This window comes from Flavobacterium sp. HTF (assembly GCF_003105115.1).
Classification (GTDB): domain Bacteria; phylum Bacteroidota; class Bacteroidia; order Flavobacteriales; family Flavobacteriaceae; genus Flavobacterium.
The window spans coordinates 1-12,398 of the sequence record NZ_QETH01000022.1 but is presented as its reverse complement, the minus strand read 5'-3'; the positions used below and the strand labels follow the sequence as shown (position 1 = coordinate 12,398).

General features: G+C 32.8%; 16 protein-coding genes. 5 read left to right on the top strand and 11 right to left on the bottom strand.

Going from position 1 to position 12,398, the window contains the following annotated elements; translation table 11 throughout:
* Position 1 precedes the first annotated feature (1 nt).
* The 6 genes from DCO46_RS09045 to DCO46_RS09020 all read right to left on the bottom strand — a co-directional run bounded on the left by DCO46_RS09045 (position 2) and on the right by DCO46_RS09020 (position 3,917).
* Positions 2–337, bottom strand: a complete 336-nt coding sequence (locus DCO46_RS09045) for a hypothetical protein (protein ID WP_035681459.1) — start codon at positions 335–337, stop codon at positions 2–4.
* 32 nt (positions 338–369) lie between these two features.
* Positions 370–915 carry an RNA 2'-phosphotransferase gene (locus DCO46_RS09040; protein ID WP_116752234.1) on the bottom strand — a complete coding sequence of 182 codons (546 nt, stop codon included), beginning with the start codon at positions 913–915 and terminating at the stop codon, positions 370–372.
* Positions 916–920: 5 nt separating this feature from the next.
* Positions 921–1,391 (bottom strand): macro domain-containing protein, encoded by a 471-nt coding sequence (locus DCO46_RS09035; RefSeq protein WP_116752233.1) that lies wholly within the window; start codon positions 1,389–1,391, stop codon positions 921–923.
* A 17-nt stretch (positions 1,392–1,408) separates the two neighbouring features.
* Positions 1,409–2,242 (bottom strand): ribose-phosphate diphosphokinase, encoded by an 834-nt coding sequence (prs, locus tag DCO46_RS09030; RefSeq protein ID WP_116752232.1) that lies wholly within the window; start codon positions 2,240–2,242, stop codon positions 1,409–1,411.
* A 74-nt stretch (positions 2,243–2,316) separates the two neighbouring features.
* Positions 2,317–3,009: an NUDIX hydrolase gene (locus DCO46_RS09025; protein ID WP_116752231.1), complete on the bottom strand. Its 693-nt coding sequence runs from the start codon at positions 3,007–3,009 to the stop codon at positions 2,317–2,319.
* 2 nt (positions 3,010–3,011) lie between these two features.
* Complete coding sequence (locus tag DCO46_RS09020; RefSeq protein ID WP_116752230.1) at positions 3,012–3,917, bottom strand: LysR family transcriptional regulator; 906 nt, start codon at positions 3,915–3,917, stop codon at positions 3,012–3,014.
* A gap of 86 nt (positions 3,918–4,003) precedes the next feature.
* On the opposite strand from DCO46_RS09020, the gene DCO46_RS09015 reads away from it, so the two are divergent.
* The 5 genes from DCO46_RS09015 to DCO46_RS08995 all read left to right on the top strand — a co-directional run bounded on the left by DCO46_RS09015 (position 4,004) and on the right by DCO46_RS08995 (position 9,020).
* Complete coding sequence (locus DCO46_RS09015; protein ID WP_165828890.1) at positions 4,004–4,765, top strand: type 1 glutamine amidotransferase domain-containing protein; 762 nt, start codon at positions 4,004–4,006, stop codon at positions 4,763–4,765.
* A gap of 171 nt (positions 4,766–4,936) precedes the next feature.
* Positions 4,937–6,094, top strand: coding sequence for an iron-containing alcohol dehydrogenase (locus tag DCO46_RS09010; RefSeq protein WP_116752229.1), 1,158 nt, complete (start codon positions 4,937–4,939; stop codon positions 6,092–6,094).
* Between the two features lie 392 nt (positions 6,095–6,486).
* A complete protein-coding gene (locus DCO46_RS09005; RefSeq protein ID WP_116752228.1) occupies positions 6,487–7,482 on the top strand; it encodes an NAD(P)H-dependent glycerol-3-phosphate dehydrogenase in 996 nt (331 codons plus the stop codon).
* Between the two features lie 267 nt (positions 7,483–7,749).
* The gene (locus tag DCO46_RS09000; protein ID WP_116752227.1) at positions 7,750–8,334 is read left to right on the top strand and encodes a Crp/Fnr family transcriptional regulator; all 585 of its coding nucleotides are present in this window, start codon (positions 7,750–7,752) and stop codon (positions 8,332–8,334) included.
* Between the two features lie 62 nt (positions 8,335–8,396).
* Positions 8,397–9,020: an FMN-dependent NADH-azoreductase gene (locus DCO46_RS08995; protein ID WP_116752226.1), complete on the top strand. Its 624-nt coding sequence runs from the start codon at positions 8,397–8,399 to the stop codon at positions 9,018–9,020.
* A gap of 101 nt (positions 9,021–9,121) precedes the next feature.
* Here DCO46_RS08995 and DCO46_RS08990 read toward each other — a convergent pair whose 3' ends face one another.
* The 5 genes from DCO46_RS08990 to DCO46_RS22655 all read right to left on the bottom strand — a co-directional run.
* Positions 9,122–9,529 carry a hypothetical protein gene (locus DCO46_RS08990; protein ID WP_116752225.1) on the bottom strand — a complete coding sequence of 136 codons (408 nt, stop codon included), beginning with the start codon at positions 9,527–9,529 and terminating at the stop codon, positions 9,122–9,124.
* A gap of 96 nt (positions 9,530–9,625) precedes the next feature.
* The gene (gene pheS, locus DCO46_RS08985; protein ID WP_116752224.1) at positions 9,626–10,645 is read right to left on the bottom strand and encodes a phenylalanine--tRNA ligase subunit alpha; all 1,020 of its coding nucleotides are present in this window, start codon (positions 10,643–10,645) and stop codon (positions 9,626–9,628) included.
* A 105-nt stretch (positions 10,646–10,750) separates the two neighbouring features.
* Complete coding sequence (locus DCO46_RS08980) at positions 10,751–11,263, bottom strand: hypothetical protein (protein WP_243416282.1); 513 nt, start codon at positions 11,261–11,263, stop codon at positions 10,751–10,753.
* A 69-nt stretch (positions 11,264–11,332) separates the two neighbouring features.
* Positions 11,333–11,689, bottom strand: coding sequence for a hypothetical protein (locus tag DCO46_RS08975; protein WP_116752222.1), 357 nt, complete (start codon positions 11,687–11,689; stop codon positions 11,333–11,335).
* Positions 11,690–11,854: 165 nt separating this feature from the next.
* Positions 11,855–12,398 (bottom strand): hypothetical protein (locus tag DCO46_RS22655; RefSeq protein WP_165828888.1); only part of this gene is annotated, 544 nt, incomplete at its 5' end.

Below are 12,398 nucleotides of genomic sequence, written 5' to 3'. Positions count from 1 at the left end.
ACTAAAATGTTTTACCAAATAAATATTCAAATCTCTTTTTTGTAACTTCTAACTGGATATTTAAATTTCTGATTGTTAATGATAATTCCATGTCTTTCTGCACAAATGCTTCGGGTTGAAAATCTGCAAATGTCAAACTGTTTTTATCCAAAGGGCTGATATCAATAAGGCCTTCCTGCTCGCGTTCAAGTCTTTTTATTTTTAGTTCGATATCTTCTACTCTTCGTCTGTATATTAATTCAGAATCCTCACCAATTGTTCGTGCCCTGTCTTCTCTAATCTGATCATTGTTTCTGCGTAATGACTCAATAAATCTTGGTTTTAATTCGTCTTCCATTTTTTTTAAATTTAGTTGTGTTGTTTTAAAATCTACTTAAATTCAATATATTTTGCAGGAACCTCATCGGTAAGCCAGACTTCATTTTCGGACAAATAAAATTTAAATCCGTCTGCGTACATTGCTTTGGAATCGACCGTCAAAATGATTGGTTTCCCTCTTCTGCCCCCAACTTTAATTGCTGTTTCTCTGTCTTTGCTGAGATGAACATGCTGGCGGCTCATTTTTTGCAATCCGTTTTCTTTTATTCCGTTAATGCTGGTTTCTACAGTTCCGTGATACAAATATTCAAGTGGTTCGGATTCTTTCAAATTCAGTTCAACTGAAATAGAATGTCCTTGGCTCGCACGGATTTTGGTTTTATCTTCGTTAAAAGCAAAACGTTTTTTATCATTCGTTTCAACTACAATATTCAGTAAATCTGAATTCAATTGTTTTTGATATTGATTACATTTTGCAATCAATTCGTCCACATCTGCCCAGCCATTTTCATCCAATTTTAACTGAATGGTTTCCGGTGAATGTCTCAGAACAAAACTTAAAAACTTGCTTGTTGATTTTATTTCTTTTTCATCCATAATTTTTAAAAATCATAAACTACAACTTCGATATCATGATCCGAAAGTGTTTGAAGAATAATTGGTTCAATCATTTCCCATTTCCCTCCGGCTAAACCACATCCAATCCTGGGCATATGTACAGCTGCTTTATTTGTTTTTGCAAAATCAGAAACGGCTTTTAGTCCTTCTTCAATGGCATTATACCGAATTGGTGCTCCGCCATTTTCATCTTTATTGATTTTGTGCTGTCCAATTAAATTTGCTACCCATAAATCTTCTTCGACCTGAACAAACTGTACTTTTCCCAATTCAAAATTATCTTTTGACTTAAACCAGCTTCTATACTGACTTTCCGGTTCTTTCCATCGTTTTGAAATTGCCATGACAAATCCTTTTCCCCATCCTCCAATATCATTGCATACATGTACAATTATTTTGTTGCCTGCTGTTTGAGGTGATGTAGCATCTCCTTTTGTATATTGAATGTCTTGCATCTCTTTTATTTTATAATTTAAATCAATCGATCTAAACCAACAACTTCAACTCTCTCATTATCAAAATCTTTAAAAGAGTTAGTTGTAAATATTTTTTCGAAACAGTCCAAAACTTCAAAACCTTTATTGAAAATTCCGTGGCTAACTGCTAAATATAATTTTCCTGCATTTTTGTTTTTTAATTCTTCCGCAAGACCTACAAATGTGCCGCCACCGTCGCAAATATCGTCTACAATTAAACAGTCGATTCCGTTTAGGTCATCTTCATAAACTTTAAAACCAGATAATTTTCCTGTTTTAACATCACGGCTTTTACTGCATTCTACCACTTCTACTCCGCCTAAAAATTCAGAAACTTTGTAGATTTTTTTTAAAGCTCCGCCATCAGGAGAAATCAGTTTTACATCGTTACCAATACTTTTAATTACTTGCTGAATAAAAGTATGATTCGGAATCACTTCGCAGTTATTTACCAAAGCTGGCGTCACTTCAGAATGGGCATCAAAAACATACACTTTATTTAACTGCATTGCGTTTAGAATATCTGCATACACTTTTACAGATAATGGTTCTCCTTTTATCATAACTCTGTCCTGGCGCGCTGCCGGAAAGTACGGAATAAAAAGATCAATGATCTTAACATCCATTCTTCTTAAAGCGTCAACTGCAAGGCATAACAAGCCGAAATCGTTAAAAGAATTTAGTCTGTGTGTAATGGTAATTTTTTGATTAACATCAAAATCAGGATTAATTTTGATATGGGGTTCACCTCCTGAAAAAGTAAAGTTTTTGAATTCTATCTCTTTTTGATTTGGAAATGGTCTGAAATTTTGGTCTAGATTAAGTATCATAGTTTTTTAGTTTGCGTTAATTATACGCAAATATAGATTAATATTTTTATTAAACAATTTATTTTGTGTAAAATTTACGCAAACTTTATTTCGAAGTGAAAACCTCCCTCTATTAAATCATTGTATTTCTGTTTATTGAATCGAAATAATTTGGCAGGACGCCCTGTTTTTACTGGAGAATAATGATCTGTTTCTTCTACTATTCCGAAACTGAGAATTTTTTTTCTAAAATTTCTACGTTCGATTTCCTTATCTAAAATCGTACAGTATAAGTTTTCAAGTTCAGAAAAAAGAAACTCTTTTGGCAATAAGTCAAAACCAATAGGTTCATAAGTCAGTTTTGCTTTTATGCGTTCTATAGCTTTTTTGAGAATTATATTATGATCAAATGCCAATGCGGGAACTTCATTTATCATACACCATTGAACATTTTCAGCATCGGAATCGGCTTTGATTTCTACTTTTGAGGGATTTACCAAAGCAAAATAAGCAACAGAAATAACACGATTACGAGGATCGCGGAAGATATCATCCCCAAACGTAAATAATTGCTCAAAATAATCTACCGAAACATTGGTTTCTTCTTTTAGCTCTCTTTGCACAGCATCCTGTAAAGATTCATCATCTTTTACCAATCCTCCCGGCAAAGCCCAGTATGAATCACTGGTGCCAAATTTCTGTTGAATTAAAAGCACATATAACTGACTGTTTTTATAACCAAAAACAATAGCGTCTACAGCAATTCTAATATTTTGTAATTTTTCCATATCTATAACCTGTTACCAAAAAACAACTTTAATTCTTTAGCAATAGTCTCAAAAAACGAATTTGCATTATTATTTTTTGCTGTCAATAAATACACGAACTCTTCGGGAACATGAAAACTATTCCATACTAACTGCAATTTATTCTCCTTAATAAGATCTCTTGCATTACAGTTCCATGTCACCGCTACTCCTTCATTTTTGGACAACAACCTTAACATCTCGGATTCTGTTGGAATAATATAATTTGGAACCATCGAAGGTCTTTTTTTATTAAAAGCATGAAGCCAGAATAATTTTATATGAGGAATTCGTGCATCATGACTGTACCATTTTTGCTCATTTAGCCATTGTTCGATTTCTCCATAATTATCTGCTTTCAGCCTCTGGCGGAATTCGGTTATATCTAAACTTGTGGGCGCCACCATTATCAGTTTAATTTTTCCGACAATTTCATACATCGTATCAAATGTCTCATAACCTTTTGTGACAATTGCAAAATCCAGTTTTTTGGAATCGACTAATTCAAAAAGCGCATCGTTATCGGCAAAAGTAAAATCGATTAAATCAAATTTCGAAATCAAAAGATTTCCGATACAACTAAAAAGGTGCTGCGATATACCAACCGAAATTAAACGATTGGCATCCTGGGCTTTTGTGCGAAAGCTTGTTTCCACATTTTCAAGCCTTTCCAATGCATCTATTATCAAATTATTCAGTAACTTAGCATATTCAGTCGGCTCTACTCCTTTTGATTTCCGATTAAACAATTTATTTCCTACGTGCGCTTCTAACATAGAAATTTGCTGACTAACCGCTGGCTGACTCATAAATAATTCCTTCGCAGCGACTGAAAAATTGCCGTTTTTATAAACTGCTTTAAAGGTTCTGTACCATTCTAGATTTACCATGATATAAATTAATTTATAACAAACATAGTTTATTTTATTTTTACTAATATCACATAAGACGTAAATTTGTTAAAAATTTAAATCATATGAAAAAAATAACATTACTAGGAATTACATTATTCACTGCAATTAGCTTTTCAGCTACAGCTCAAAAATCAAATAAAAAGATGAAAAAAGTATTATTTGTTGTTACCAGCAACGATAAACTGGGCAACACCGGAGAAAAAACCGGATTCTGGTCAGAAGAACTTGCTGCACCTTATTATGAATTGTTAGATAAAGGAGTTGAAATCACCATTGCATCTCCTCTAGGAGGACAGCCGCCAATTGACCCTAAAAGTTCAGATCCTGCTTCGGCAACGGAAGACACAAAAAGATTTGATTCGGATAAGGCTTTACAGGAAAAATTAAAGCATACTGTCAAACTTTCGACAATTAATCAGGCAGATTATGATGCTGTATTTTACCCTGGAGGTCATGGACCATTATGGGATTTGGTAGAAGATCAAAATTCAATTGCTCTGATCGAATCTTTTTACAACCATAAAAAACCGGTTGCTTTTGTTTGTCACGCTCCGGCTGTTTTAAAAAATGTAAAAGTAAACGGTAACTATTTGGTAAAAGGTAAAAAAATTACCGGATTTACAAACGAAGAAGAAGAAGCGGTTGGATTGACCAAAGTAGTTCCGTTTTTACTGGAAGATGCTTTATCATCAAAAGGAGGGATTTTTTCTAAAGGACCAAACTGGCAGCCATATGCTGTTGAGGACGGACTTTTAATTACAGGTCAAAATCCGGCTTCATCTAAACTGGTAGCTGGAAAATTATTGCACAAACTGAGTGAATAACGCGCTAAGGAACTGAGGCACTAAGGTTCTAAGTTTTTTCTTAGTTACTTAAAAACTCAATATCTTCTTTACTTCAAAAAATAAAAATAAACACCGATGCTAAGTTTTCTGGGTAAGTTCAAATAAAAACTTAGAACCTCAGAATCTTAGCATCTTAGAACCTCAAAAAAAATGCTAAACTTTGAATTATATAATCCGACGAATTTAATCTTCGGAAAAGGGCAGATAAAAAAACTTTCAACTTTAGTTCCAAAAGAGGCTAAAATTCTTTTGGCTTACGGCGGAGGAAGTATTTTTAAAAACGGAATTTACGATCAGGTAATCAACAATCTGAAAGGTTTTGATATTGTAGAATTTGGAGGAATTGAACCAAATCCAAGGTTTGAAACTTTAATGAAAGCTGTTGAAGTAATAAAAGCAGAGAAAATTGATTTTATACTTGCTGTAGGAGGAGGATCTGTAATTGACGGGGTGAAATTTATTTCGGCAGCCGTTTATTTTGCAGGAAATCCGATTGATATTCTTCAAAAAAAGATTTTAATTAAAGAAAACGTAGTGCCTTTTGGAACCGTTCTGACACTTCCGGCAACAGGAAGCGAAATGAATTCAGGATCTGTTGTTACTATTGGGGCAACACAGGAGAAACTGGCTTTTGGCGGAAGTTCACTGTTTCCTAAATTTTCAATCTGCGATCCTACAGTTATAGCTTCTTTACCAAAAAGACAAATCCAAAATGGTGTTGTTGATGCTTACACACACGTTATGGAACAATATTTAACCTATCCGCATGAAGGTTTTCTTCAGGACAGAATTGCTGAGGGAATTTTGCAGACTTTAATTGAAGTTGGCCCAGGAGTTGTAGAAAATCCAACAGATTATACATTAGCTTCTAACTTTATGTGGAGCTGTACAATGGCACTAAACGGACTGATTCAGAAAGGGGTGCCTACCGACTGGGCAACACACATGATTGGTCACGAATTAACCGCTTTATACGAAATTGACCATGCCAGAACTTTGGCAATTATCGGTCCTAGTTTATATAGTGTTATGTTTGAAACCAAAAAAGGGAAATTAGCACAATATGGAAGAAGAATTTTCAACCTGACGGGTTCTGATGATGAAGTTGCCAAAGAAGCAATCGATCATACTGTTGCATTTTTCCATAAAATGGGAATGGACACTAAGCTTTCACAATATACCAACGACTATGATAAAACAGCAGAGTTTATTGTAAAACGTTTTGATGAAAGAGGCTGGAAAGGTTTAGGTGAAAACCAATTGGTAACTTTAGACAAAGTAAAATCTATCGTTGAGATGAGTTATTAATAAATTACAAATCCTAAAACTCCAAATTCCAAGAATATCTAAATTATTGGAATTTGGAGTTTTTATTTGGAATGTAATTTTTGGTGTTTGGAAGTAAAACCGGAATTTAAATAAAAACAGAAAAGGCGTTCTTATGATTTATAGGAACGCCTTTTCAAAATACTAAAACAAAACTAACTAACTCAATTTTTGCTAAACTCATTAAAATTCTAATTTACAAATACTTATAACGTAAGCATCGTGTCTTTATTGCATCGCTACTGAATGTTTTTACATTTTTTTTTGAAACTGCCTGAAAACCATTGTAATTCAGTAGAGTTTTTAAATTTCTTAAATCAGATTTTGTATTATTACTACATAATTAAGTACTTTTGTTTTAAATTATTAAAATAATGAGCGAAAATTTAAAATTTGCAGTAATTGGAGGAGGGAGTTGGGCAACGGCAATTGCAAAAATGCTTTGTGTAAATCTATCTGAAATTTCGTGGTACATGCGCAACGATGCTGCTATAGAGCATCTTGAAAAATACAAACACAATCCAAATTATTTAAGTTCGGTAGAATTTGATACCAAAAAACTTAAACTGACCAATAATATAAATGAAGCTGTTGAATATGCAGATTATATAATTTTTGCTATTCCGTCTGCATTCTTAGATGCAGAACTTAAAAATCTTACTGTTTCTTTACAGGATAAAATCATCTTTTCAGCAATTAAAGGTATTGTTCCTGAAACAAGTTTAATTGTTGGAGAACATTTCCATATTCAATACGACATTCCTTATTACAATATTGGTGTTATTACAGGGCCTTGTCACGCTGAAGAAGTAGCGTTAGAAAGACTCTCGTATTTAACAATTGCCTGTGGAGATCCTGACAAAGCTTGCATTGTCGCTAAATCTCTTTCAGGAAACTATATCAAAGCTAAAATCTCAGACGATATTATCGGGACTGAGTATGCTGCAATGCTTAAAAACATTTATGCTATCGCTGCCGGAATTGCACATGGTTTAGGTTATGGAGATAACTTTCAATCTGTTATGATGAGTAATGGAATCCGTGAAATGAAGAAATTCATTAGAAAAGTGCATAAAATGAAACGTAATATTAATGATTCGGCTTATTTGGGCGATTTATTGGTTACAGGATATTCGGTCTTCTCCAGAAACAGAATGTTCGGAAACATGATTGGAAAAGGATATACGGTAAAAAGCGCCATGATGGAAATGAGCATGGTTGCCGAAGGATATTACGCAACAAAAAGTGCTTATAAACTAAATCAGGGTTACGGAGCAAAAACTCCGATTATTGATGCTGTTTATGCCGTTTTATATGAAGGAAAAGATGCAAAATCGGTTTTTAAGAAATTGACTGAGTCATTAGACTAATTCTATTTTTATAGACATAATAGAAGGAAGAGCCAGGAAAACAGACAAAACTTTAAAATTAAAAGAGCCGGAAAATATTTCCGGCTCTTTTAATTTCAATATAAATAGAAAAATTACCTCATACTAAACATCGAAAAATTTGTTTAGAAAGCTATTTAAGATTCAGGTTAACATTCTAATAAATCAGCTCATTATTACTCACTTCACAATTCTACAGTAGAAAGATTTATTTAATTTTGCTGTGGTAACTAAGTCATTAAATAATTTATGAGAATAAGTCTATTGATAAAAAATATTTCTAAACATATTACATTAAGTCCCGAAGAAATTTCGGTTGTCGAAACGTTTTGGACAGAAAAAACTTTTGAAAAAGACGAATATCTTTTACGAAATGGAGATATCTGTCGTTTTGATAGTTATGTGGTTTCGGGAGTATTAAAAGCATTCTACATCAATAGCGAAAACGGAAATGAAGAAATTATATATTTCGCTGTCGACGATTGGTGGGCAACCGATATCAATAGTTTTTCTAAACAAAAACCATCGATGTATAATATACAAGCCGTAGAAAAAACTACTGTTTTACAAATCAATTATCATTCTTTTCAAAAATTATTAAAAGAGATCCCTTCACTAGAACGCTTTTTCAGGATAATACTTGAAAATTATCTGGGAGCATTACAAAAAAGAATTATTGATAGCAAGGTTTACGATGCTGAATACAGATATTATGATTTTTTGATAACCTACCCAAACATAGCTTCCAAAGTACCTCAATATTTAATTGCTTCGTATTTAGGAGTGTCTGCTGAATTCATAAGTCGTATTCGAAAAAAAAATAAATCATCTTGAACTACATCAATTTTTACTAATTAAATAACCATGAATTTTGCTTCATTAAAATTTAAGAAGCAATGAAAATATTAATTATCAATGCCAGTACGAGAGAAGAAAAATCTCATAGCAGGGCACTTACAAAATTATTTGTAGAAACATGGTCAAAAAGCTATCCTAAAGATACTTACATATATCGCGAAGTTGGTTTAACGCCTGTTCCTCATATTACTAATGAATGGATTGGCGCTGCCTTCACAAAAGTTGAAAACAGAACTGAGGAAAACCAAAACGCTTTGGCTTTAAGTAACTTACTGATTAAAGAACTTAAAGAAGCAGATATTTATATTATTGGAACGCCCATGTATAATTGGTCCATTCCAAGTGGGCTAAAATCCTATATAGACCAAGTCATGCGAATAAATGAAACCTGGAAATTTAAGTCTGGAGTACCTGATGGTAATTATGTTGGTCTACTAGAAAACAAAAAACTATTTATTCTATCTAGCAGAGGGGATACAGGTTATGGAGAGAATGAGAAAAATGAAAAAATGAATTTTCAAACAACTTATTTAAAATTCATCTTCGGTATTATGGGTGTAAAAGACATTACTTCTTTGTCATTGGACAATGAAGAATTTGGAGGAGAAATATTTGCTAAATCTCAAGAAGAGATACATCGCCAAATTACAAAAATAAAATAACGAATGGTTTTGTTCCTATATTCAAAAAAAAGCGTCTAAGAAATATTTTTTTAGACGCTTTTTTTAATACTGTAAACCCAAAACTGCGATTGGCAAGTAAATTATTTAACCATAATCCCTTCAACAAAAAGAATCGGCACTTCTTCTGTATTGTTCTCGTTGATTAAATTCGATTTGAAAATAAACTTCTTATCGTACAATGTATTTCCGATGAAGAATGTTACCATAAATTCGTTATTCATTACCAAAAGGCTTTTCTCTATCATTTCTATTTTAACTACAGAAACAGCAGGAACTTCGACAAAAGCATGACGCAGGATCGACGTTTTCTTCATTTCTCCATCTATGGTTCCAAATGCTTTAGAAACGACCATTACACTGTCTAAATTAAAGTCACTGTCGTTTACCAAATAGGCATACCACACTTTTTCCATAAAATCGTCGCTCCATTCCTGAACAGCGGCCAGGAATACGTTTTCTACTTCTGGAATTACTATATCTTTTTTCATTTTTAAAAGTCATAAAGCCGAAAGTCATAAAGTCGAAAGTTATAAAGTTCCAATTTGAGACTTTTGACTTTCGACTTTATGACTTTTGACTTAAAATTAAATATTTGCTTTAAATTGCTCTAAGAAACGAACATCGTTTTCATAAAACATACGAATATCTCCAATTTGGTATAAAAGCATTGCGATACGTTCTACTCCCATTCCGAAGGCAAAACCATTATATTCGTCAGGATTAATATCACAGTTTTTAAGAACGTTTGGATCTACCATTCCGCAGCCTCCAATTTCCAGCCATCCTGTTCCTTTCGTAATACGGTAATCGGTTTCTGTTTTTAGTCCCCAGTAAATGTCGATTTCGGCACTTGGTTCTGTAAATGGAAAGTATGACGGACGAAGACGGATTTTTGATTTTCCGAACATTTCTTTAGTGAAATAAAGTAATGTCTGTTTTAAATCTGCAAACGAAACGTCTTTGTCAATATACAATCCTTCTACCTGATGGAAGATACAGTGCGAACGTGATGAAATTGCCTCATTACGAAAAACACGCCCCGGAGAAATAGTACGGATCGGCGGTTTGTTGTTTTCCATATATCGAACCTGTACAGATGATGTGTGCGTACGCAACAAAACATCAGGATTAGTCTGAATAAAAAATGTATCCTGCATGTCACGTGCCGGGTGATATTCCGGTAAATTCAATGCGGTAAAGTTATGCCAGTCGTCTTCGATTTCCGGACCTTCAGAAACATTAAAACCAATATTGGCAAAAATATCAATAATCTGATTTTTAACTATTGATATAGGATGGCGGGAACCAATAATAACCGGTTCTGCCGCACGCGTTAAGTCTCCAAAAATACCTTTAGATTCTTCTTTACTTTCCAAAGCCTCAACAATTGTTTTAACTTTTTCCTCAGCAGTATTTTTTAAAGCATTTATTACTTGTCCGAATTCTTTTTTCTGATCGTTTGGTACGTTTTTAAATTCAGCAAAAAAGTCATTCAAAACACCTTTTTTTCCTAAGAATTTAATACGGAATGCTTCTAGTTCAGCTGCGTTTTCTGTCGAAAAAGCTTCTGCTTCACCAATATAATCTTTTATCTTATCTATCATTTTCCTTCAATAATTGAGAGTACAAATTTAAGTAATTTGTTTTAAGTTTAAGGTGTAAAATTTCCTTTATATCCCGAGTTGAACCTTGTTAGCGAAAATTTATACTTATTTTACCAGACTTAACTTATTTTCAATTTCTCTGACCCTTTCCAGCCAATAATTTATACCTTCCTGATTAGAAATAATTTCTTTTCTGCTTTTTTGGGCTATATATCCCAATTCAGCCCAGTTTTTATTCCAGTCTTTATCTCTTTCTTTGTTATCGGAAGGCTCAATGCGGGCACGCCAGAAATCTATATTTTTAAGATAACCCGTTTTTAACTGTTCAAAATGTTCAATTAATTTTTCTTTTGAATTCGGAATATAACCGGGGCCGCTACATCCGCAGGAGTGAAATGTTATACCAACAGAATACAAGCTTTTGATATGTTCCCATTTTTTCAGATTTTCCATTTTTGGAGATTCAAAATCTAGTCCCATATTTGCCATTAATTCTCCACATTGTGGACATTTCGCTTCATAAACTGATTCTATACCGTCTTTTATATCCTTCTTAAGTCTTCTTTTAAAAGTTTTATGGCAATTAAAACAAGCATAATGTGGCTTATATAATGTCATCGCATATCTACACATCCCAATTTCTCTTCAGTTTTTTAATCCTGGTTTTAATTTATGCTGAACTGGAAACTATTCAATAAGATTTCTTTCTAAAAAATAATTTACAATCGCTTCTTTCATCAAAACAGATTGTTCTCCTGCTTTTAACGGCGGTAATTCTTCTTTTACTTTGTAATGCGGCCAGCCGTCTTCATCAAAATATTCGAATTCATAAAATCCGTATGGTTCCAATAATCTGCAGATGGCAATATGCATTAGGTTTAATTTTTCGTCTTTCTTGTATTCGCGGTGTATTTTGCCATATTCCTGAACTCCGATTAAGTAAATAATTGCATCTAAGTCAAGATCTTCACCTTGCGAAAATTGATTTGAAAGTATATCGACGAGCTTTTCCCAACGCTCTTTTAATTGTGTATCTCTGGACATTTTTATATATATGAATTTAGATTTCAGATGTTAGATTTGTGTAATCTAACATCTGAAATCTAAAATTAGTTTTGCAAAGATACGGAGTTGAAAATCCAATCAGACTTAAAAGAAATAATTATTGAGATTTTCAGGAATGTCTATATCATTATTATGCAGCTTATATTATTGATATTCAATAATAGTCTTTGAAATCAAAACATTATTTTGTTTAGCAATCTTTTTTATTTCTATTGGAAACTTATCATCATTATAAACTATTTGATATACAAAATAAGTTGGGACTTCTGCTGAAATCGGATAATAACTTTCTCTTGAAACGACATTATTGGTTGCTTTTCCATCAAATCCTTCAATAGAAAAAGTAAGTCGATAATATTTATTCATAAACTTCATAGGATGATTTTTATCATCATAGAAATATTTGTTTTTTGAAATTGTTTGGGAACCAGACGTAGATGATTTGTTTATTTTTTCTGTGATATTTTTAACCTGATCAAAATTATATTCTATTTCATTTTGAACTATATAACTCCCATTATTAAAGTACCCTGATATTTCTGAAACAAGAATTCCGTTATTATAAAAATATTCCGTTTTTTCATCCTGATTTTCGCCTGACAATGTGGAACTTAAAAGATTACCTGTGTAATTAAATGTTGTAAAACCGGAAGCAGTACCATTTTTAGAATAATTTATTTTACTTATT